The organism is Candidatus Persebacteraceae bacterium Df01 (genome assembly GCA_030386295.1).
GTDB lineage: Bacteria > Pseudomonadota > Gammaproteobacteria > Tethybacterales > Persebacteraceae > Doriopsillibacter > Doriopsillibacter californiensis.
The window spans coordinates 183,192-205,148 of the sequence record JANQAO010000002.1 but is presented as its reverse complement, the minus strand read 5'-3'; the positions used below and the strand labels follow the sequence as shown (position 1 = coordinate 205,148).

Below are 21,957 nucleotides of genomic sequence, written 5' to 3'. Positions count from 1 at the left end.
GACAAAAAGAGGAATACGTATGACTACACTACAATGGAACGATGAGGAAGAAAAGGTGCTTGTTCACCCACAACCCAGTCCAGAAACTTTTCGCCGCGTCAAAGTAGATGATAAGCGCATCATTAACTGTCGCGCCGATGTCAATCAATTAATGCCGATTAAATATCAGTGGGCGTGGAAAAAGTATCTTAATAGCTGCGCCAATCATTGGATGCCCAATGAGGTTTCCATGCAACGAGATATTGAGCAGTGGCGTGGCAACGCATTGAATCCGGATGAACGGCACATGTTAAAAAGAAATTTTGGTTTCTTTGCTACGGCCGAATCGCTTGCCGCCAATAATATATTACTTGGCACTTATCGCCTCATCACAAATCCCGAATGTAGACAATATTTATTGCGGCAAGCATTTGAAGAGGCAGTGCACGTACATGCTTATCAATACATTATTGAGTCGCTGGGGCTGGACGAAGGAGAGATATTTAACATGTACATGGAAGTGCCTTGTGTGCATGATAAAGACGCTTTTTGCCTAGAATATATTGACACGCTTACCAACCCCAAATTTAATACCGGCACATTTGAAGCTGACCAGCAATTATTAAAATCATTAATTGCCTTTGCTATGATTATGGAAGGATTATTCTTTTATGTTGGCTTTGTGCAAGTTTTGTCTTTGGGACGACAAAATAAAATGCCGGGTTGTTCTGAGCAAGTACAGTATATTTTGCGCGACGAGTCATTACACTTAAATTTTGGCATAGATGTTATTAATCAAATTAAAATAGAAAATGCTCGCCTGTGGACGCCAGAGTTTCAAGCTGAAGTGGTGGGTATGATGAAAATAGCAGCATCGCTGGAATGTCGCTACGCAGAAGAAACTATGCCGCGCGGCATGCTTGGATTAAATTGCGGTATGTTTACAGAGTTTGTGCATTTTGTTGCCAATCGCCGCTTGGAGCAAATCGGTCTGCCTGCAGCTTTTAGTAATGCGCGTAATCCATTTCCTTGGATGGGTGAAGTAATTGATTTGAAAAAAGAGAAAAACTTTTTTGAAACGCGTGTGATAGAATACCAAACAGGAGGAAAGCTTAGCTGGGACTGATTAATTTTTATTAAATTATTAATAATATTTAATTATTTATGCAAATTTATATTATTAATTAATTTGTGCGGCTGTGTTTTCTTTAGGCTAACTATTCAACCATTAAAGAGGAGATATCTCAATGGCCCCAGCAACAAAAAAAACAACAAAAGTCGTTAAAAAAGTGGCAAAGAAAGTTACTAAAAAAGTGGTAAAGAAAAGCACTAAAAAAGTAGCAAAGAAGCCAGTAAAAAAAGCGGCAAAGAAGGTCGTTAAAAAAGCGGTAAAGAAAAGCACTAAAAAAGTAGCAAAGAAGTCAGTAAAAAAATCGGCGAAGAAAGTTACTAAAAAGGTTGCTAAAAAAGCGGTAAAGAAAAGCACTAAAAAAGTAGCAAAGAAGCCAGTAAAAAAAGCGGCGAAGAAGGTCGCTAAGAAAGCCGTTAAAAAATCAGGGAAATCTATTAAGAAAAAAGTTGGTCGGCCAGCCAAGAAAAGGGTCTGATTTTCTCATCCCTTTGGGGGCTTTTGCTTACGGCAAAAGCCCCTTTTTGATGCCATCATGTCAATGACCGGCGTTATTCCAATATTGCGAGCGCTGTCGGCGTGTCAAGCATTGACAACGGAACAGCTGGCGTTACAAATTTCGTCGTGTGATATCAAAAAATGTCTTGCCGTTTTGCAAAACATATATGGCACAGTGGTGCAAGAAGATGGGTGTTGGCGTTTGCGGCATCGCTTGGAATGGCTGAAGTTACCCGCATTAAACGATGCATTGGGAAATGTTATCGTAACGGATGAAACCTCCAGTACTAACGATTTAGCGCGCCAGCATAACGGTATATATTTTTTTTCCGAACATCAAACGCAAGGACGTGGGCGGCGTGGACGAACGTGGTTGGCTTTGCCGGCTGCTTCCATATTAATGTCAATGCGCCTGCCATCTCCTCCACAATTGTCTGGTTTGTCTTTGGCCGTAGGTACCGCTTTGTGGAGGACGCTGGCTGGAGATGAGCGGTTATTGCTGAAATGGCCAAATGATTTAATGGATTCGGCGGGGCGAAAAGTTGGAGGGGTGCTGATTGAAACCGCAGGAGAAAGCGTTATTATCGGGGTGGGACTAAACTTGTTTATGACACCACACTTGCAAGCTCATATTGATCGTCCCGTTGGCGGTTTGGCGGCGGCACTGGGTGAAAATATGACGCGCCATTATTACGCTACGCTTATAGCAACAACCTTGCGTGAGGCAGTGCAGGCATTTGAGCAAACTTGTATGAAGACATTTTTAGATGATGCTGTGCGAGCGCATTGCATAAAAATGAATATGCCATTTTCATTAATTTTAAACGACTATAAAAAAAACGGCGTATTTGCCGGTTTTGACAACAATGGCGCATTGATGATGCGCTGTGGCAAACGCTTGCAAAGCACTGTGTCAGGAGAAATTGCGCATGTGGCTGGCAGTTGATTCGGGTAACAGCTTCATTAAGTGGGCACTTTTGGGCGGTAATAGTTCATTGGTTGTAGAATATGCTGACAGCAATAATTTACAAGCACTTAGCAAAGCGGCGGCAGAGGCAGACGATGCTTGGGTATCACATGTAGGAAGTGTACAGCAGGCGGCACGATTACGAACGTTGCTGGCGCCTTGCGGTGGAGGGAATTTTTTAATTAGTCAAGCGCATACTGCCGGAGTGAAAAACAACTATCAGCCACCCGAGTCACTGGGTGTTGATCGCTGGCTGGGATTAGTGGCAGCGCGAATACAATTTCGCGATTTAATTATTGTCAGCGCTGGTACAGCGATAACAATTGATGCGGTTAGCGCAACCGGTGTATTTTTAGGTGGCGTTATATTACCCGGACTGAACGCTATGCAACGCGCATTAGCCGACTCTACGTCATTACCATTGGCAATGCCAGTGCAAGCTAATTGGCCACCAATGGATACAATAAGTGCTATGACTGTGGGGGCGCAACTGGCTGCAAGCGGTGCGGTGCTAACATTTAGGCGCCGCCAGTTAGCGGGTGCCGCTATTATTATTACTGGCGGTCATGCTGATACGCTCAAGCCCTGGCTGCCTGGCGCACGTATTGTGCCGCATTTGCCTATTCGTGGCATGATGCGGTTACGGGAAATTTAATGCACCGCCTTTTTTTGTCGTTGTTTGCCATAGCGCTGATGGTACTGTCATTACCTGCGCGAGCTGGAGAATTTTCGGTGCGTGATATGTGGTTTCAGCGTTCGGATCAGGGATTGTCTTTGCAAGCGGACTTGTCCGCCGGACCGTCAACTTTGCTACAACAGTTGTTAAAAAGCGGATACACTTTGCAATTTGTATTTGAAATGCGTTTTATGAAAAAACGTAACTGGTTACCCGATAAAGAGCTGGGAGACATTACTTGGCAACCGGAAATATCATATGATTCTTTGCTTGGGCGCTATACATTTAAAGTAGGTGAGCGCAGTGAAGAAATAGATAGTTTAGCCGAAGTACTCTTGCGTGCGGGCAAGTTACGCGCTTCACCGTCTTACAGTGAGGGGTTGGCTCGTATTGTCACGGTGCCGGATGTGTATTTACTTACCCGCTATGATTTGTTGCTGGAAAACCTGCCGCAACCGCTGCAGGTATCTTTGCTTACCGATGATTGGCCGATTTTTTCAGGCTGGAAAACATTTGCTATAGAGGTTCGGGAATGAAAGCTGGTACTTGGTACGCTGGGTTGCTAACACTGGCGCTCATGACGCTGGCGCTTACGCATGTTGCTACTTTTCAAGAGCTAGGACCAGTGAGTGATTGGTTTTTTTCTTTACTGATTGCAAACGTGACGCTCATTGTAATTATGCTCATTGTGGTCATTACGGTAGCGGTGCGCTTGTGGCGTGCTTGGCGGCGCGATAGTGCCGGATCTCGATTGTCCGTTCGGTTGGCCGGTTTGTTTTTGGTTACCGCTATGGTGCCGGCGACGGCATTGTATTTGGTGTCGGCTAGCGGTGTGTTTCGCGGCATTGAATCATGGTTTGCAACACCATTGGATAGAGCATTTGAAAAAGGCATGGCTTTTGGTCAATATATATTACGGCAAGAATTTAGCCGGCTGGAAGAAACGGCACGTAATATCGCTAATGAAGTGGGCAGTGGGCGGCGCTCATTACCTTTTTGGCTAGACGATTTACGGTTACTGTATCAGCTTGATGAGGTGGAGCTATTTGACGTTCACGGTCGTCCTTTGGGGAATTCTTTGGGTGGTAATTTGGAGCGCGCTGTATTGGAGTCTTTGCGTGAAAAAAGCGTGCACCACACCGTTTCTAGTTTGGGTAATTTACGTCGCGATTTGCAGGTCTCTGTAATCATGCCTTATCAACGTAGTGGTTATGCGCTGCGGGTGTCGCGCGCACTGCCAGAAGGTATTGCTGACGGGCTTGGCGAGATAGAGCGCGGTCGGCACGAATATGAAAAATTACTAATTCTACGGCGTGGGTTATTGCTGTCATTTATGGCGACACTAACGCTATCTTTTGTGATGGTACTGGCAACCGCTTTGTGGGTGTCTTTGCGACTGGGATTGCAATTGGTTAAACCGTTAGTCAAAATTACTGCTGCAGCACAAGCGGTAGGGCGCGGAGATTTTAATCAACGCCTTCCCGCTGGCAATCAAGAAGACGAAATAGCCAAGCTCAGCCATGCCTTTAACTCTATGGTGGACGACTTAGATCGTTCACAACAACAAGTCAGCGAGCGGCAGGCGGCATTGTCAGAAGCTAATACATCGCTGGAAAATTTGCTATCTTCATTGACAGCGGGAGTGTTGGTGCTAGACGGGCAAGGGCGTTTAATTCGTGCTAATCGCAGTGCCGAACAGCTATTAAAAATATCGCTGGTTTCTTTTGTGGGCCTGCATGTGGATAACTGGGCTGGCATGGACAGCTTAGCTGCCATGATAAAAAAAATAACAGCAAGCGGCGTCGCTAGTGCTGAACATCGTTTGTCACAAGATGAAGAGGGGCGCACACTGTTGGTGCGTTTGCGGCAGCTAACTACCATCGCCGGCGGCTTGTTGGTGGTGGTAGATGATATTAGCGGTCAACTACAGGCAGAGCGGGACGCCATTTGGGAAGAGGCGTCACAGCGTTTTGCACACGAAATTAAAAATCCGCTTACTCCTATTCAATTGGCGGCAGAGCGACTGGAAAATAAATTAGGTGGAAAATTGGAAACGGATGATGCCGAATTGTTGTCGCGGATGTCAACGACAATTACCAATCAAGTTACCGCTATGCGTGAGATGGTGGACTCTTTTCGATCATATGCCAATAATCAACGTCGGCGTATGAAAGCGACAGATCTTAATCAATTAGCGGCGGAAGTTGCGCAATTGTACGAATATCCCGGTTTAACATTGCAATTGAAATGGGACGAAAAATTGCCAGCGGTAGCCGGCGATGCGTTGCTTCTGCGGCAGGTATTGCACAATTTGCTGGGCAATGCTTCAGATGCGGTTTTAGACAAACCGTCGCCACACATTGTGGTGCAAACTAGCGTTGCTGATGAGTATGCGCAACTCAGTATTGAAGATAACGGTGGCGGTGTGGCTGAAAATTTGATAGATCAGGTATTTAGCCCTTATGTGACTACCAAAACACAAGGTACTGGACTAGGGTTAGCGGTGGTGCGCAAAGTGATGGAGGAGCACGGCGGTGAAGCGCGACTAGAAAATGTCAATAACGGCGCTCGGATGCTGTTGCGCATTCCTTTGTGGCAGCAGGGAAACGGTAATTAATAATTTTTCGAGAAGGCGGGGGCGCGTCAAAAATTAATTATGCTCGTTTTCCAGTGTGTCTTTAACTTTTAACAGTTGAATGGTTTTGCCGGACAGTACTAGTTCGTCGCCGACTTGTAGTGGTTTATCAATGTCGCCTACATCCAAATGTGTGCTGTCGCGCAGCCATGAAATAACGGTGCAGCTACCTAACACAGTCGCCAGCGAATCTACATCTGAACGCACAACACAGCCGACAAATGATACACTTTCATCGCTGGCATCGCTGTTCTCATCAGCACCGAGAAAGCCACCGGTGAAAAAAGGATTTTGTTTGCCTCGAGCACGGCTAATTGCATCACTGAGTGTTTTGTTCGACGCGCCGCCACATATGGCGGCAGATTTTTTGGCGATAGAAAAGCCGGTTTCGTGCGCGTCTACAAAAACGTGATTGGCGCCGGCTTCTCGCAAAATACTGGCCATGCTGGTGGTGTCGGCTTTTGCAGTAATAAATAAATTGCGGTTAAGCAGGCGTGCTTTTTTGACTACATTTCGTGAGTCCACCGGATCAATAAACGATACCACCAGCACTTTGGCGCGCAAAATACCAGCGCCGATGAGGCTGTCGGCGCCTGTGCTCTCGCCGTACACCACGTTATCGGTACCACCAACGGCACGTAAAATGATGTAATTTTCCTCCACCGCTACATAAGGGACGCTACTGTCTCGTAAAATGCCGGCGACAGATTGACCTGTGCGACCAAAACCACAAATAATAACGTGATTGTTTATGCGTTGTGATTTAGATAAATTCTTTGTGACATTTTGGGCGTTTGTCAGCCAATCACCAAGGCGTAGGACACGTATGATGGCTTCCCGCTGTCGCCATAAAAACGGCGTCGCCATTAATGCCAGAAGATTGGCAGAAAGCAGTAATTGAAAAATGTTTTCTGCTACTAATTCGCTTCCGCGCGCCAAAGTTAGCAATAAAAAACCAAATTCACCAGCACCGCATAGCAAGATAGTTGACAGCAGCGCGGTTTTTCGATGAGAGCCGGCCAAGCGCACGCAACCATAGAGTAGAGGTGCCTTAACCGCTAGCAGTGTGACGGCAGTTAGCAACACAGCAGGCCAATGTTCTGCTAGGTAAGAGGGACTGACCAGTACTCCCAATGACATGAAAAAGAATCCTAAAAATAATTGCCGGAAAGGCTCCACGATGCGCATGACGCGATAACGATGCATCGTTTCTGACATTAAAATACCGGCCAAAAACGCACCCAGTGCATAGGACAAACCGGCAAATGCCGTGAGTCCCGAAAGCACAACAATAATTGTGATGAGATTGAGCATGTATAGCTCATTGTCACCGTAGTGTGATACCCAGTTGAGCCAGGCGGCCATAACGCGGCCACCTGCAAAAAGAACGAGCCCCATAATTAGCGAGATTTTGAGAATTACCCCAACAGTCGTATATAGCGCAGACTCGGCATTGGCGTCAGTGGAAAAAATTACAATCAACGGAATAACTGCTAAGTCTTGAAACAACAGAACGCTCATGGCGCGACGGCCCATAGGTGAGGAGAGTGTGTTTTCTTGTATCAGTATTTGACTAATGATTGCTGTTGAAGACATGGCTGCTACTGAACCAACGAGTAATGACAAAATGGCGTTGCCACTCCATAGCCATATTGGTGCGGCAAAGGCTAGCATTGTCAAACCGGTTTGTAAGCCGCCGAGCACGATTACATGTCGACGCATAGTGCGTAAGGAACTGAGACTGATTTTTACGCCGATGGTAAAAAGCAAAAAAATCACGCCGAATTCGGCGATAAAGTGAGCATTTTCACCGCTTTGTAGTACTCCCAAACCGTTTGGTCCTACAACCAAGCCGGCGACAAAGTAGGCGGGAATGGTAGGCCAGCGCAAAATGTTGAGAGCCATCACAGACGCAAACGCCGCTACTAACACTAGCAAAATGATGACAATCAAAGAGTGTTCCATGCCAGTGAAAAAATCCTTTCGCGAGATGAATATGGGCTAAAATCGCTATTTTACTATCTCTTGAACGGGGTAAGGACGGAAAACATGGCAAAAATATTGGCTACTGAAGTGCGAGGCGGAATTTTAATTGAAGTTGATAAGCGATTATGGCGCGTAGTTCGAGCGCGGCATGTGCATGTGGGGGGGCGCGGTGGTGCTTACATGCAGGTGGAAGTAAAAGATATTGAAACTGGCTCCAAAAATAGTTTGCGGTTGCACACAGATGACAAAATTGAGCGCCCGCACGTAGAGCAGCACAAAATGCGTTTTTTGTATCAAGACGCCGACGGTTTTGTGTTTATGGATGAAGAGTCTTTTGAACAAACAACATTGGGTGCTGATATGTTTGAAGGACGCGAAGGTTTTATGCTGCCCGACATGTTAGTTGAAGTCAATTTTTACAATGAACGTGCCATTGGTATTACATTGCCAACATCAGTAACGTTGGAAATCACCAATACTGATCCGCAAGCTAAAGGTGCAACGGCAAGTTCTTCATACAAGCCAGCAACAGTAGAAACCGGTATTACGGTGATGGTGCCGCCGTTCGTTTCTAGCGGCGAAAAAATTCGTGTTAATACCGATAGCGGTGAATATATGGAGCGTGCATAAATTACGTTTTAAGCGGTGTTTGAAGCCGTTACCATAATGCTAAAGTAGAAAAATTACTGAAAAATTATTTTTGGAGTGTTGAGTATTACACACCGGTGATACCACGTAGCCGTTCAGTGCGTCGGCGTAGTAGTTCTGTGGCAAGCAGTAGCAAAATGGATAGGAATATTAATATTGTCGCTACCGCTAAAATAGTGGGGCTGATGCGCTCGCGAATACCGGAAAACATTTGCCAAGGTATGGTGTGTTGCTCGTATGAACCAACAAAAAGTATTACTACTACTTCATCAAACGAAGTGATGAAAGCAAACAAAGCTCCCGAAATAACGCCGGGAAAAATTATCGGCACAATAATACGAAAAAATGTAGTAGTGGGTGACGCGCCCAAGCTGTGAGATGCGCGTACCAATGAATAATCAAAGTTGGACAGTGTTGCCGTTACCGTAATAACAACAAATGGTGTGGCTAGCGCGGTGTGTGCTAGGATGACGCCGACGTAAGTGCCTTGCAAATTAATACTGGAATAAAAGAAAAACATGGCTGCCGCCGAGATAATGAGCGGTACGATCATCGGTGAAATTAACATGGCCATAATAGCGCGGCGGAACGGTAGATAAGAACGCGATAGGCCCAGCGCCGCTAATGTTCCAAGGAAAGTTGCGAGCAGCGTGGAGAACAGAGAAATAATCACGCTGTTTTTTACCGCTGTTTGCCAGTTAATGTCAGTAAAAAAATCTTTGTACCATTGCAGCGAATAACCTGCTGGGTCCAGCGACAGCATTTCTTCGGTGAAAACAAAATACGGCAACGCGTTAAACGACAGCGGAACGATGACAAAAATTGGAAAAATAAGATAAAACAAAACTAAGCCGGCAATCACCCGCAGAACGTAATGCCATATTTTTTCCCAGCCCTGTACATAAGACGGCATCATGGTTAACCCAATTTCATATTGTCAATGCCGACAATTTTGTCGTAACACCAATACATTAATAGCACTAAGATCAGTAATATAAAGCCTAGCGCTGACGCCAGACCCCAGTTACCCGAACTGCGCACATGATATGCAATGCGGTTGGAGATAAACGTGCCTTCTACGCCGCCGACTAGTTCTGGCGTTATATAATAGCCGATGGCAAGGATGAAGACTAAAATAGCACCGGCACCAATGCCAGGCACGGTCTGAGGGAAATACACGCGCCGAAACGCTGTGAACGCTCCCGCTCCCATGGAACGAGCTGCCCGCATATATGCGGGATTAATAGTTTTCATTACGCTGTACAGCGGTAGTAACATAAAAGGCAATAAAATGTGGGTCATTGCCACGATGGTGCCGGTGGTATTATGAATGAGTTCCAGTCGCCCGTCGTCGCTTACTAGCCCCAGAGACACGAGTAAATCGTTAATTACGCCTTCCTGATATAACAGCACAATCCATGAAGTAGTGCGCACCAAAAGCGATGTCCAAAAGGGCAATAACACCATAATGAGTAATAAATTAGCACTTTGGGAGGATATACTGGAAATCAAAAAGGCGGTGGGATAGGCCATTAATAACGTCAACAGGGTGATAGCTACTGACATGATAATCGTTCGCCAAAACAGATTCAAATAGACACGCTGAGATTCAACTTTGCGAGCGTAGTCGCCATTTTCTAGGACATAGCCAAAATCCGTTGCATCTAGATAGTAGCTGCTGGTATAGGGTGTAGTGAAATATTTAATTCCTCGCCAGATATTGACATCCCCCCATTTTTTGTGGATTTTAATGAGAGCTGTTTGCGGGTCAGCAATATCGTCAGGCAGACGCCGAGCTTGGCGAGCTGTTTTTCGAAACATGCTGGAAACGCCGGATATTTGATAGTTTAGCCGTCGGCCGACACGGGTGAACATTTTTTTTTTCGCACCTGCCTTAACGTCGGCAATAATGGCCAAATATGCCGCCTGTGGCGGTAGTTCACCGCTATTTTCGTCCCAACTGGATAGCGCTTTGTGTGTATTAGTGAGTGCGTTATGTACTGCCGTATTATCCGTGCTGCGGAACAGCATTTCGGCTACGGGGGCCAAAAATGTCACGCAGATAAATAAAAATAGTGGTAATACCAGCAATAACGCCCGAACTCGCTTACGTCGTTCGGTACGGGAAAAACGAGTTTTTAGTGTAGTGTCGTTGACAACATCAGTCATTTTTTTTCTTTCAAAAGGTAGCGCCACTAAAAATCGAGCGAGCGCTACCAAGAAAGAACGTTTTTACTGATCTAACCAAGCTTGAAAACGCTGGTCTAATTCATCACGATTGTCCGCCCACCACTCTATGTTGTTGTAGAGCGTGTTTTTGGCATTGTTTGGATCGGTTGGCATGTGTGGTGCCATATCAATGTCTAGCGTAGCGTGTTTTCCAACTAGTGGTGCGGAAGATTGGCGAGCCGGTCCGTAAGAAATGTATTTTGATTGATCGGCTAGCCGTTGGGTGTCAGTAGCATAATACAAATAATCCAACACTGCTTGCAGGCGATCTTTTGGCAAGCCGGCGGGTATGACCCAGCCGTCCAACTCAAAAATCTGCCAATCCCACATCATTTCCACTGGCTGCTTTTGTTCTTCAATCAGAGCAAACAGACGACCATTGTAGGTAGAGCCCATAACTACTTCTTTTTTAGCTAAACGATCTGGGGTATCTGCGCCCGAACTCCACCAAATAATGTCATCTTTAATAGTGTCCAGTTTGGCAAACGCACGGTCAACGCCTTCGGGCGTGGAAAGTGCATCATACACTTGATCTGGCGATACGCCATCGGCGATGAGTGCCCACTCCATATTGTTGACCGGCCGCTTTTCCAAAGAACGTTTGCCTGGGAAATTTTTGGTGTCAAATACATCTTTTATGGAGGTTGGTTTTTTGCCGCCCCATTCCGCCACGTCAGAGCGGTAACCAAAAGTGGTGGAATAAACGATTTGCGGTATAAAACAGGGTGATACCAGTGAGGCGCCAAAGTCTTGAGTTGGCGAGGTGCCATCGGGTGCCGGAGCCAACACTTTGTCGAAGTCGATTTCTATGACAATACCTTCATCGCAGGCGCGAATTGCATCAGCAGGTACCATGTCCACCAAATCCCAATTAATATTGCCGGCTTCATTTTGTGCTCGCAATTTGGGAACCGCTTCATTGGAAGAGTCATCGTTAATGATGGAAACATGCGGGTTAGCTTTCATGTAGGGGGCGTGATAGGCGTTTTGTTGGCTATCAGTGTAAGCGCCACCCCATGACACGATGGTCAATTCAATGTCTTTTGCTGCCAACGCATTGCCCGCAATCAGGGCGGTAGCGGCAAAGCTGGCAACAATTTTTTTGGTTGTGGTGTTCATTAACTCTCCTTTTTATACAATATAGAAAAAAATAACCGAAGCACTTGGAGTGCACCAGTGGCAACAATTATAACGAAATTCAATAATAATGCGAATTTTGAATGTGGCAGTTGTTGACGGTAGCCCGTAAAAAACAGGATTATCATTTTACGTTTAGTAACAACCTTTAAAATCACCCGTATTGGCATATACAGTTTTCGTTTGAGTGTAATGTTCCACCGCTTGCAGCCCGTTTTCGCGACCTATTCCCGAACCCTTTACGCCACCAAAAGGAACTTCTGGGGGTAGAGTGTTATAGTCGTTGATCCACACCGTGCCCGCTTGTAATCGTTGCGCCAGCCGATGAGCGCGGGAAAAATCACGGGAAAATACCGCTGCTGCTAAGCCATAATCAGTGGCATTGGCGCGTGCCAACACTTCTTCTTCATTGTCAAAAGTTAATATTGACATTAGCGGACCGAACACCTCCTCACGGACAAAGCGCATATTGTCATCACAATCAGCAAATACTGCAGGTAGAACATAATTTCCCGCCGTCAATGAAGAGTCGGTAGGGCGTTGTCCGCCGGTTACATGTGTGGCGGCGGAAGCAAAGGCGTCATCCATATAAGACATTACTTTTTGCCAATGCTTCGTGCTGACGAGCGGTCCCACTTGTGTTTGTGGATCAAATGGACAACCTACACGCATTGCTTCTACTCGCGGGCGCAAGCGAGTGATAAATTCATCAATAACTGAGCGTTCTACAAAAACGCGGGTGCCGTTTGAGCACACCTGACCGGTGGAAAAGAAATTCGCCACCAGCGCTGCCGATACGGCACTTTCTATGTCGGCATCGGCAAAAATGAGCAACGGTGATTTGCCACCCAATTCAAAAGTTACGTGTTTGAGCGTGGTAGCGGCATCCGCCATGACTTTTTTTCCGGTGCCAGCCTCGCCGGTGAGTGATACTTTGTCAATGCCTGGGTGCAAAGACAGCATTCTTCCAATCCGGGCGTCGCCTTGCACTACATTGAAGACACCGTTTGGGACACCAGCTTCACAATAAATGTCGGCCAATGCCAGCGCGCTCAGTGGAGTCAATTCTGCTGGTTTAAATACCATGGTATTGCCGCAAGCTAGTGCTGGCGCCGATTTCCACATAGCGATTTGGATGGGGTAGTTCCACGCCCCGATTCCGGCACATACTCCCAGCGGTTCGCGATGAATAATGCTGAACGCGGTGGGCGGATGGTCAAAATAATCACCATGCAAAGTGGGTGCAATGCCAGCATAGTATTCCAGCACTTCTACGCCGGTGATGATGTCAACCGTTTGTGTTTCACTAATTGCCTTGCCGGTATCCAGTGTTTCTAAGGCAGCTAATTCCTCATTGCGAGCGAGTAAAATCTTGGCAGCGCGGCGCAATATTGTTCCCCGTTCTCGCGCCGGTGTTGCCGCCCAAGCAGGAAAAGCGTCACGCGCGGCGGAAACCGCTTTGTCTATATCTTGCTGCGATGCTTGTTGTACAGAGCAGATAGTTTTATTGGTTGCTGGATTGATAGTGTCAAAAGCGTCATCGGACGTTGCATCAACAAAATGTCCGTTGATGAACAATTTTTGTTTTGGTAATACGCTGTCGGGACCGTATTTTGGGGTTGTGGAGGTTGAAAAAGACATTTTTATCCTAATAGATTATTTAACATCGGCTAGCCGTTGGTATTCTAACCACAATTTACCACAGCATATCTTTCGCACAGGTTATCAACAAAATGACTACAAGTAAAAAATTCCGTGCGGGATATAATCTTTTTCTTGCTGACTGCCATGAACAGCCAATCCGACATTGCTCATCCCGTTATTGACGACACGCCGCGCAATAAGTTGACCTCACCGCACGCGGTGGAGGCTGAGCAGGCGTTGTTGGGTGCGTTGTTGCTCAATAACGATTTATTCAACGACTTGGATGGCACGTTACGCAGTGAGCATTTTTATGACAAGCGGCACCAACTGATATTCAAGTGTATTCAGGAATTAGCGCTGAATCAGCACGCTGATCCCATTTTACTGACTCAGCGTCTACAAGCGGACGACCGGTTACGAGAAGCCGGCGGCGCCGAATACATCGCTGCCATTGCTGATAGCGGTGCGGCTGCAGTGAATGTGTCGGCCTATGCGGAGTTGGTGCGCGATATGGCGTTGTTGCGACAAATGGCACAAGTATTGTCCGAAGCGGCAGCAGAAGTGTATCACCCAGGCGATAAGCCGCCACTTAAATTATTAGATGAAGCCGAGTCGCGACTAGCGGCTATTGGCGGTCAGTTTGCTGGTGAAGCAGCTGGTATGCGTTTAGCGGGTAAAGAGGCAGAAAGTTATCTTAATCGCATGATTCCCATCATACAAAGTAAAAATTTTGATGCTTTGCGAGGGGCGCCTACTGGATACCCCAAATTGGACAAAATGACCAATGGCCTACACGGTGGTGATTTAGTGATTATTGCAGGTCGCCCCGGCGCCGGCAAAACGGCGTTTTCCTTAAATGTAGCGCGTCATGTTTCTGCAACTGGTGGTGGCGTGGTGTTTTTTAGTTTGGAAATGTCGGTTAATTTACTGGTGATGCGTCTAATTTCACAGGATGGTTTAGACGCGAATTTGTTGCGCACCGGCAAGCACTGGGACGGGCGTGCCATGGACGGTGATGATTTGCGAAAATTTACTGAGTCGGTATCTACACTGGGGCAGCGCAATATATACATAGAAGACCGTGGCGCACTTAATATTTTGGAAGCACGTAGCATGGCGCGTCGTGCGCGCCGGCAGCTGTCGCGAGATGGTTGCAAACTCTCTTTAATAGTGGTGGACTATTTACAGTTGATGAGTGCGGGTGGTGACGGAGTAGAAAATCGAGTGCTGGAAGTGTCAGCAGTGTCACGCGGACTGAAAGCACTGGCGAAAGAATTGAATGTGCCTGTGGTGGCGCTGTCACAGCTCAATCGCAGTGTGGACGTGCGCCCTAACAAAGAGCCCGTGCTGTCGGATTTGCGAGAAAGCGGTGCAATTGAACAGGACGCTGACTTGGTGTTATTTTTACACGAAAAAACGGACGAGTCGGAAAGCTATGGTGGTCACGATAGCGGAACAAAGGTCAAATTGATTATAGGCAAACAGCGTAACGGTCCGACAGGTACTGTGCCTCTAATTTTCGATAAAAAACACACTCGGTTTGCACAAGCCACTGAGGAACACGACAGTTTTGATCAGTCGCCAAACGCTAGTGAGCGTGGCAGCTTTAATTCATAACGCCATGCGGCGCACGCTTATTGTTTCTTATTCCGCCGAGCAAATGTTTGCATTGGTGGATGACATCGAGTCGTATCCTGATTTTTTGCCGTGGTGCGAACGAGCAGAGGTTACGCGCAACGGTGAATTGGTGCGCGCCGTCTTGCATATTCATTATTGCGGGGTTAAAGTATTTTTTGCCACAGATAACCGCCATCAACGGCCGTCACGCATTGACATGACATTGGCTGAGGGGCCGCTTAATTCCTTGCAGGGCGGTTGGAATTTTGTTAACTTGGGTGACGGTCGCAGTCGAGTAGAGTTTGAATTGGAATATGAATTTAAGAGTGGGCCGCTAAAAAAACTGTTTAGTCGAGTGCTTGATGCTGTGTTTGGTCGTTTTGTCGATAGTTTTATCGCACTCGCCAAAGAACGTTACGGCGAAGCAGGGCGCGGCAATATCCGAGTGGCTATTACCAACGGTGGTAAAGAGCGAATGCTGACTTTGTCGGGAGGGGCCACGGTGGGCGATGCTTTGGCTGCGGATAATTGTGAAGAAGCAACATCGGTGGGTGTTTTTGGGCGATTATGTGGGCGCGATGAGCGACTGGAGGATGGTGACCGTGTGGAAATTTATCAATCACTAGTGCGAGATCCGCGCGCGGCTCGGCGCAAGCGGGCAGCGACGCATGAATGATGGGAAAGTCTTCAAAAAGCGACCAACAACAGGCACGGGCAGCGGCGCAACGAAGGCTGGCTGAAAATCGTCGTGCCCGGTTTAATTATGAAATTTTGGAAACGTATACCGCTGGTTTGGTATTGCAGGGGTGGGAAGTTAAATCCGTACGCGGCGGTCGAGCACAAATCGGCGAAAGCTATGTTGCTGTGTCGCGCGGCGAGTTGTTTTTGTTGGGAAGCCATTTTTCGCCATTAACGGCGGCATCTACACATGTTGAAGCGGAGCCATTACGCAGCCGCAAACTATTGATGACGGCAAAGGAAATTAGCTACCTTATTGGCAAAACACAACAGGTAGGCCTTACTCTAGTGCCGCTTAATCTGCATTTAGTGCGCGGTAAAATAAAAATTCTGGTGGGATTAGCGCGGGGAAAGAAAAAACACGACAAGCGCGACGCGTTGCAAAAACGTGATTGGCAACGACAACAACAACGCATATTGAAAAACCAATATTAGGCACAACGGTTGAATTCAATCGGCGATTTAGTGCTTGGTGGCACTGCTTTGTTGTAATTTATTGGCTACGTAACCGAAGTTAACAAATCGGCGTCAATCGATATGCCTTCATCTGCTCGGTCTAGTCTTTTAAAATTGGATAGTTTTTTATTTTTTTATTAATAGAAGGTAGAGGCGTATCTAATCATAAGAAAAAATAATGATATCCAATCAAAAAATTAATGTATAATGAGCATTGTTTGATTTACATCACTTTAAAGACAAAGGAACTTAAAATGAGCAACACCAAAATTCTGAAAAAAATCAAAGATGAAAATATTGTTTTTGTAGATTTTCGGTTTACTGATTACTATGGCAAATGCCATCACATCACCGCACCAGCGACGCACGTGGATGCCGATTTTTTGTCTGAAGGCAAAGGTTTTGATGGTTCATCTATTCCTGGCTGGCGCGGCATTGAAGATTCAGATATGGTGTTGATGCCGGATGCTTCTTCTGCCCGTGTAGATCCATTTTTGGATGAAAAAACGCTGATTTTGATGTGTGACGTGTTTCGTCCTCATGATAATAAGCCTTACAACCGTTGTCCGCGTTCCATTGCTGCCGCCGCTACAACCTATTTGAAAAAGACGGGTATTGGTGATTCGGTGATGTTTGGATCTGAACAGGAATTTTTTGTTTTTGATTCGGTGCAGTTCAAAAATGATATGCATAAAACCGGTTTTTCCATTCGTAGCGAAGAGGGAGCGTGGTCATCGAGTTTGGATCTTGACGGTTTTAACAGCGGTCATCGTCCCGGTGTTAAAGGCGGTTATTTTCCGGTGCCTCCGGTGGATTCTTTAGTTGATATGCGTAATGAAATGTGTTTACGGTTGTGTGACATGGGCATGGAAGCGGAAGTGCACCACCACGAAGTGGCGACTGCCGGTCAGTGTGAAATTGGTACTCGCGGTGGGGCAGCGGTGGCGCGAGGCGATGACAATCAATTTTTGAAATATGTGGTGCTCAACGTGGCGCATCAGTTTGGCAAGACGGCGACATTTATGCCCAAACCGCTCAAAGGTGACAATGGAAGTGGCATGCATGTGCATCAATCTATTTCCAAAAACGGTAAAAATATCTTTCAGGGAGGGTTGTATGGAGGATTGTCCCAAGAAGCGCTGTGGTATGTTGGCGGAATTTTGAAGCACGCCCGCGCACTTAATGCGTTGACTAACGCTTCTACCAATTCTTACCGGCGATTGATGCCGGGATTTGAAGCGCCGGTCAAACTTGCTTATTCTGCTCGCAACCGTTCAGCGGCGTTACGTATTCCTCATTCTTCAGCATCTTCGCGGCGAGTGGAAACGCGTTTTCCTGATTCTTCGGCAAATCCATATTTGTGTTTTGCAGGATTGTTATTGGCAGGGTTGGACGGCATTAAAAATAAAATTGATCCCGGTGATCCTTGTGATTTCAACCTTTATCATGATTCACGTTCTACAGACCAAAAGGTGCGCAAAGTAAAGGAAGTGTGTGGTTCGCTGGCTGATGCGTTGGTGGAATTAGATAAAGATCGCAAATTTCTGACGTCTACGGGCGTTTTTGACGATGATGCCATAGACGCTTATTTGGAATTGAAGCAGCAAGAAGTGGCACGTTTTCGTGAGTCTCCGCAGCCCATAGAATTCGAGATGTATTATTCTTGTTGATGAAAAGAGCTAATCGCCGACTTGATTTTCAATATACAAATTGAGTCGGCGTGCTGCCGTTTCAGCTAATGTGTTTAAATTCAATCCAATTGTGCCGCTTTGAGCAGCCTGCTCGTCTGCAGCTGCCGCATGTAGCCAAACTCCGGCGCGGGCAGCAAATTCCGCATTTTGTGTTTGTGCTAGTAGAGCGCCGATAATGCCAGCGAGCACATCGCCTGCGCCCGCTTGTGCTAGCCCAGGGTTGCCCGCGGCGCAGATGCACCAGCCGCTGCTGTCAGCAATAACCGTGCCAGCTCCTTTTAATATGACACAAGCGCTATAGTTTGCCGCAAGCGTTTTGGCGGCGTGAACGCGGTCCTTATTAACCGCGATTGTGTCGCTTCCCAACATTCGTGCTGCCTCTGTCGGATGTGGCGTTAATATTAGAGGCGCTTTTCTGTTGGTGCAAAGGTTGCGCAAAGGCAAATGTTGTGCTAGTAAATTAAGTGCGTCTGCATCTACCACCAAAGGTAACGGAAGCGTCAGGGCAGTTTTTAACAATCGTTTTGCCGCCGAGTCTGTTCCCATTCCTACACCAATAACGCCAGCTTGTAATGATAGTGTTTTCAATATATCTGCGGTAGCAGTGCACCACATGACTTCCGGCATTGACCAATCCAGCAACGGAACGGGATTCGCCAAACTTAACGCAAATACTTTTCCCGCACCCAATCGCACAGCGGCACGGGTGGCCAGTACCGATGCACCAACCATGCCGGTTGCTCCACCGATAACCGCCAGAGTTCCATAATTTCCTTTGTGGGTGTTTTTATGTCGTTGCAGTTGGCGCAAATTCAAATCGTCGTCATCATTCAATAAAAAACCGCAGGGAGTTGCATTACCTTGAAAATTTAACCTTTCCACTACCACTTTTCCTGCCGCTTGGGCACCGTCACCGGTGTAAAGTCCTAATTTGGCAGCAAAAAAAGTTATCGTCCGAGTCGCATAAACGGCTTTTCCCGCTGCCGCACCAGTATCACCATTAATACCGCTGGGAATGTCAATAGACAATACTGGGCAAGATAGCGCATTTAGTCGGTGTACGGTTTCTTTATAAGTATCGTCTAGCGGACGTGCTAATCCAATGCCAAACAGTCCGTCAATGGCAAGTGCATAATCATCATCAGCAAAGTCATTGAAAATGGGTTTCCCATGGGCGAGTGCTTTCTTTGCATCTGCGGACAAGCAGGCTATGTTTCCCAAAAATACGGCTCGCACGTTACGCCCTGTTTCCCGCAAGCTGGCAGCAGCAATCAAAGCATCACCGCCGTTGTTTCCCGGCCCGGCAATTATCAAAATAGCCCGGTTGTCGTTTTTTGTCATCAATATCGCTTGCTGTGCTATGGCTTTGCCGGCACGCATCATTACGGCAAAAGAATCCCCGTAAACAAAGGCTTCGGCTTCTATAGAGCGAATAGTTTTGTTGTTGTAAAGCGGTATCATTTGTTACTCTAAAGAAGCAATTAAAAACGAAAATAAGTTCTTATGTTGTATTTTTGGCAAAAAAAAGTATTTTTCTAGTTTATAAGGGATAAAAGCTCTATGAGGTTTTGTTTTTTCTTTAAAAAATAGTAATATACGAGGAAGACGGGCAAAAGAGCTCAGATTAATTTCAAAACAAAATAAAAACAAGGAGAAAAAAATGGCCAAATCGATAAAATGCCTCAGAGGTGTTACTCTGGTTGAGATAGCGATTGTTCTTGTCATCATTGGCTTGTTGCTAGGTGGTGTCTTGAAAGGACAAGAGCTTATCAATAACGCCAAAGTAAGATCAATTGCAGATCGTCAAAATTCATTGAAAGTTGCATGGTTTGCTTTCATTGACAGATATCAGGCATTGCCCGGTGATTATGTTTATGCACAACAGTACATCAGTGGTGCTGCAAATGGTGCTGGCGATGGTTTTCTTACAATTGACGAATCACCTATGGTATTTCAACATTTGACTGGTAGCGGTTATTTGCGTTGTCCTCAGTGTACTTCTAGTAATTCTATTCTCCCCAGCGCTTACAACTCGCTACAAAACTCTTATGGTGGGATTATGGCCATATTTCATGATAGTAGTTACTACGCTACTCTTGGTGGACCTGAAAATGCTGGATCCGCTCGTTTGCAAGTTCATACCGGTGGTCGTATTCCTTCCAATATTATTGGTGAAGTGGACAGAAAATTGGATGATGGTGTAGCTAATCGAGGTGATTTCGTATTCAATGATTACGAATCAACGAGTTTCACGCCGGGTGTAGCTGATTGCACGACTAAAAGTCAATCAGCCCAGAGTGGCGGAACATTGGATGAATCAGTGACACTGTGGTGGCGTCATGCTACTGCCTCACCGCCAGTTGAGCCAAATTGTGGTGGATCTGTTGCTATCTAATTAGAAAAGCAATTACCCAAGCAAACCCCCTTTTCAGGGGGTTTGTTTATTAATCCTAATACCAAAATAAATAAAATTCTGTGTCCGTAGTGTCACTTATTAGCGGGGTGGTGAAAGAACGAAAGCTGCCTGCTAATTTTTCCAAAGATTTACTACAGTTGGCAACGCAAGCAGCAATAAAACCAGCATCTGTAGTCCGTGAAAATTTTTGTGAAACCCCATTTATTACTATAGACGGTCAAGATGCGCGTGACTTTGATGATGCCGTAGCCTGTGAGCCGACCGCTAGTGGTATAAATTTAACTGTTGCCATTGCCGATGTGGCTGCTTATGTAAAACCCGGTGATGCACTAGACAATGAAGCAAAAAAACGTGGCAATTCTGTCTATTTACCTGATAGAGTGTTGCCGATGCTGCCTCCTGCATTGTCAAACGATAGTTGTTCACTCATTCCTCAGCAAGAGCGTCTTTGTTTAGTTTGTGAAATGGAATTGCGCGACGGTATCGTGCAGCGATATCGCTTTGCACGAGGGACTATGCGCTCCCGGCAGCGGTTGACTTATGACGAGGCGGCGATATTAATGAAAAACGGCCCGACCCACATGCAGTTGTTGGGAATAATCGGAGAAGCCTTGCGCCTTGCCCGTCGTCAACGTGGTGGCTTTATTATGGATAGGCCAGAAATAAATTTAACTTTGGCGGCAAACGATGACATTTTTATGATTCAAAATCAACGCAACATTGCCCATTATGCGATTGAAGAATGTATGATCGCCGCTAATCGCTGTGCTGCCGACTTTGTCATCCGTCAGCGACTGCCGGCGTTACACCGCGTTCACAAACATCCGCCAGCTGAAAATGTCAAAAAATTGCGTGCTGTGCTGGCAGAACTGAATATTGATTTTCCATCTGAACCGATAGCGCGTGATTTTAGCGATGCTTTGGATAATTTAAACAAGCGCGATCCTGATCTAGGCGATAATTTATTGCCACTTTTACTAGGAACATTGGCGCGAGCAGAATACGCTCCTGATGAAAAAACAGGTCATTTTGGGTTGGCCTGCAACCGTTATCTACACTTTACTTCACCAATTCGCCGTTATCCCGACTTACTTACACATCGGGCTATTATTAGTGCTTTGGAAGGGAAAAAAAGTACCGTATCGCATGAAGAATTAGTGACCATCGGTGCGCAATGCTCGCAAAGTGAAATTAATGCCGACAAAGCGGGGTGGGAATGTCGACAACGCCTATTATGCTGGAAAGCTCGCAATCAAATAGGACTTGATTTTGAGGGCGTGGTTTCCGGCACAACTTCTTTTGGTGTATTCGTTTCTATTGCAGAATTGGGGGTAGATGGCTTGGTGCGATTGTCGGAAGTTCCCGGTTTTTGGAAGCATGATTATGAGCGTCGACAGTTTGTTGAAACCGGTGGGCAGGTACTCAAATTAGGTAGCCGTTTACAGGTGCGCCTCCTGTCAGTAGCGCCTTCTAAAGGGCGGGCTGACTTTAAGGCCATTAAAATTTTCTAA

19 protein-coding genes are annotated in these 21,957 nt (G+C 46.2%); 13 read left to right on the top strand and 6 right to left on the bottom strand.

Features of this window, described 5'->3' with window-relative positions:
- Positions 1 to 19: 19 nt before the first annotated feature.
- The 6 genes from NQX30_04125 to NQX30_04100 all read left to right on the top strand — a co-directional run bounded on the left by NQX30_04125 (position 20) and on the right by NQX30_04100 (position 5,866).
- A complete protein-coding gene (locus NQX30_04125; protein ID MDM5147556.1) occupies positions 20 to 1,105 on the top strand; it encodes a ribonucleotide-diphosphate reductase subunit beta in 1,086 nt (361 codons plus the stop codon).
- 121 nt (positions 1,106 to 1,226) lie between these two features.
- A complete protein-coding gene (locus NQX30_04120; GenBank protein ID MDM5147555.1) occupies positions 1,227 to 1,586 on the top strand; it encodes a hypothetical protein in 360 nt (119 codons plus the stop codon).
- Positions 1,587 to 1,643: 57 nt separating this feature from the next.
- Positions 1,644 to 2,552, top strand: coding sequence for a biotin--[acetyl-CoA-carboxylase] ligase (locus NQX30_04115; GenBank protein ID MDM5147554.1), 909 nt, complete (start codon positions 1,644 to 1,646; stop codon positions 2,550 to 2,552).
- A complete protein-coding gene (locus tag NQX30_04110; GenBank protein MDM5147553.1) occupies positions 2,536 to 3,228 on the top strand; it encodes a type III pantothenate kinase in 693 nt (230 codons plus the stop codon). The genes NQX30_04115 and NQX30_04110 overlap by 17 nt, the downstream gene beginning before the upstream one ends.
- Positions 3,228 to 3,785, top strand: coding sequence for a DUF4390 domain-containing protein (locus NQX30_04105; GenBank protein ID MDM5147552.1), 558 nt, complete (start codon positions 3,228 to 3,230; stop codon positions 3,783 to 3,785). Before NQX30_04110 ends, NQX30_04105 begins: the two co-directional genes overlap by 1 nt.
- On the top strand, positions 3,782 to 5,866 hold the full coding sequence (locus tag NQX30_04100; protein MDM5147551.1) for an ATP-binding protein: 2,085 nt from the start codon (positions 3,782 to 3,784) through the stop codon (positions 5,864 to 5,866). Before NQX30_04105 ends, NQX30_04100 begins: the two co-directional genes overlap by 4 nt.
- 33 nt (positions 5,867 to 5,899) lie before the next feature.
- On the opposite strand, the gene NQX30_04095 is transcribed toward NQX30_04100, so the two are convergent.
- Positions 5,900 to 7,849, bottom strand: coding sequence for a cation:proton antiporter (locus NQX30_04095; GenBank protein ID MDM5147550.1), 1,950 nt, complete (start codon positions 7,847 to 7,849; stop codon positions 5,900 to 5,902).
- A gap of 84 nt (positions 7,850 to 7,933) precedes the next feature.
- Between NQX30_04095 and efp the strand changes: the two genes are divergently transcribed.
- On the top strand, positions 7,934 to 8,500 hold the full coding sequence (gene efp / locus NQX30_04090) for an elongation factor P (GenBank protein MDM5147549.1): 567 nt from the start codon (positions 7,934 to 7,936) through the stop codon (positions 8,498 to 8,500).
- 85 nt (positions 8,501 to 8,585) lie between these two features.
- Here efp and NQX30_04085 read toward each other — a convergent pair whose 3' ends face one another.
- The 4 genes from NQX30_04085 to betB all read right to left on the bottom strand — a co-directional run bounded on the left by NQX30_04085 (position 8,586) and on the right by betB (position 13,525).
- On the bottom strand, positions 8,586 to 9,434 hold the full coding sequence (locus NQX30_04085) for an ABC transporter permease (protein ID MDM5147548.1): 849 nt from the start codon (positions 9,432 to 9,434) through the stop codon (positions 8,586 to 8,588).
- 2 nt (positions 9,435 to 9,436) lie between these two features.
- Positions 9,437 to 10,687, bottom strand: a complete 1,251-nt coding sequence (locus NQX30_04080) for an ABC transporter permease (protein ID MDM5147547.1) — start codon at positions 10,685 to 10,687, stop codon at positions 9,437 to 9,439.
- 63 nt (positions 10,688 to 10,750) lie between these two features.
- Positions 10,751 to 11,866 carry an extracellular solute-binding protein gene (locus NQX30_04075; GenBank protein ID MDM5147546.1) on the bottom strand — a complete coding sequence of 372 codons (1,116 nt, stop codon included), beginning with the start codon at positions 11,864 to 11,866 and terminating at the stop codon, positions 10,751 to 10,753.
- A gap of 153 nt (positions 11,867 to 12,019) precedes the next feature.
- Positions 12,020 to 13,525, bottom strand: a complete 1,506-nt coding sequence (gene betB / locus NQX30_04070) for a betaine-aldehyde dehydrogenase (protein MDM5147545.1) — start codon at positions 13,523 to 13,525, stop codon at positions 12,020 to 12,022.
- 114 nt (positions 13,526 to 13,639) lie between these two features.
- Here betB and dnaB point away from each other — a divergent pair, with 114 nt between their 5' ends.
- The 4 genes from dnaB (at position 13,640) to glnA (ending at position 18,009) form a co-directional block, all read left to right on the top strand.
- Positions 13,640 to 15,145 carry a replicative DNA helicase gene (dnaB, locus tag NQX30_04065; protein MDM5147544.1) on the top strand — a complete coding sequence of 502 codons (1,506 nt, stop codon included), beginning with the start codon at positions 13,640 to 13,642 and terminating at the stop codon, positions 15,143 to 15,145.
- Positions 15,120 to 15,821, top strand: a complete 702-nt coding sequence (locus NQX30_04060) for an RnfH family protein (protein MDM5147543.1) — start codon at positions 15,120 to 15,122, stop codon at positions 15,819 to 15,821. The genes dnaB and NQX30_04060 overlap by 26 nt, the downstream gene beginning before the upstream one ends.
- Positions 15,818 to 16,318, top strand: coding sequence for an SsrA-binding protein SmpB (smpB, locus tag NQX30_04055; protein MDM5147542.1), 501 nt, complete (start codon positions 15,818 to 15,820; stop codon positions 16,316 to 16,318). The genes NQX30_04060 and smpB overlap by 4 nt, the downstream gene beginning before the upstream one ends.
- 275 nt (positions 16,319 to 16,593) lie before the next feature.
- Positions 16,594 to 18,009, top strand: coding sequence for a type I glutamate--ammonia ligase (gene glnA, locus NQX30_04050; GenBank protein ID MDM5147541.1), 1,416 nt, complete (start codon positions 16,594 to 16,596; stop codon positions 18,007 to 18,009).
- Between the two features lie 9 nt (positions 18,010 to 18,018).
- On the opposite strand, the gene NQX30_04045 is transcribed toward glnA, so the two are convergent.
- Entirely contained in the window at positions 18,019 to 19,491 is a 1,473-nt protein-coding gene (locus NQX30_04045) for an NAD(P)H-hydrate dehydratase (protein MDM5147540.1), read from the bottom strand.
- 352 nt (positions 19,492 to 19,843) lie between these two features.
- On the opposite strand from NQX30_04045, the gene NQX30_04040 reads away from it, so the two are divergent.
- Positions 19,844 to 20,425 (top strand): hypothetical protein, encoded by a 582-nt coding sequence (locus tag NQX30_04040; GenBank protein ID MDM5147539.1) that lies wholly within the window; start codon positions 19,844 to 19,846, stop codon positions 20,423 to 20,425.
- Between the two features lie 80 nt (positions 20,426 to 20,505).
- Complete coding sequence (locus NQX30_04035; GenBank protein MDM5147538.1) at positions 20,506 to 21,957, top strand: RNB domain-containing ribonuclease; 1,452 nt, start codon at positions 20,506 to 20,508, stop codon at positions 21,955 to 21,957.

Coding starts and splice junctions, on each gene's coding strand:
- NQX30_04105 (MDM5147552.1), top strand. CDS start 3,228: ATGCACCGCCTTTTTTTGTCGTTGTTTGCCATAGCGCTGATGGTACTG.
- betB (MDM5147545.1), bottom strand. CDS start 13,525: ATGTCTTTTTCAACCTCCACAACCCCAAAATACGGTCCCGACAGCGTA.
- NQX30_04125 (MDM5147556.1), top strand. CDS start 20: ATGACTACACTACAATGGAACGATGAGGAAGAAAAGGTGCTTGTTCAC.
- NQX30_04115 (MDM5147554.1), top strand. CDS start 1,644: ATGTCAATGACCGGCGTTATTCCAATATTGCGAGCGCTGTCGGCGTGT.
- NQX30_04120 (MDM5147555.1), top strand. CDS start 1,227: ATGGCCCCAGCAACAAAAAAAACAACAAAAGTCGTTAAAAAAGTGGCA.
- NQX30_04100 (MDM5147551.1), top strand. CDS start 3,782: ATGAAAGCTGGTACTTGGTACGCTGGGTTGCTAACACTGGCGCTCATG.
- efp (MDM5147549.1), top strand. CDS start 7,934: ATGGCAAAAATATTGGCTACTGAAGTGCGAGGCGGAATTTTAATTGAA.
- NQX30_04080 (MDM5147547.1), bottom strand. CDS start 10,687: ATGACTGATGTTGTCAACGACACTACACTAAAAACTCGTTTTTCCCGT.
- glnA (MDM5147541.1), top strand. CDS start 16,594: ATGAGCAACACCAAAATTCTGAAAAAAATCAAAGATGAAAATATTGTT.
- NQX30_04110 (MDM5147553.1), top strand. CDS start 2,536: ATGTGGCTGGCAGTTGATTCGGGTAACAGCTTCATTAAGTGGGCACTT.
- NQX30_04045 (MDM5147540.1), bottom strand. CDS start 19,491: ATGATACCGCTTTACAACAACAAAACTATTCGCTCTATAGAAGCCGAA.
- NQX30_04075 (MDM5147546.1), bottom strand. CDS start 11,866: ATGAACACCACAACCAAAAAAATTGTTGCCAGCTTTGCCGCTACCGCC.
- NQX30_04085 (MDM5147548.1), bottom strand. CDS start 9,434: ATGATGCCGTCTTATGTACAGGGCTGGGAAAAAATATGGCATTACGTT.
- smpB (MDM5147542.1), top strand. CDS start 15,818: ATGATGGGAAAGTCTTCAAAAAGCGACCAACAACAGGCACGGGCAGCG.
- NQX30_04095 (MDM5147550.1), bottom strand. CDS start 7,849: ATGGAACACTCTTTGATTGTCATCATTTTGCTAGTGTTAGTAGCGGCG.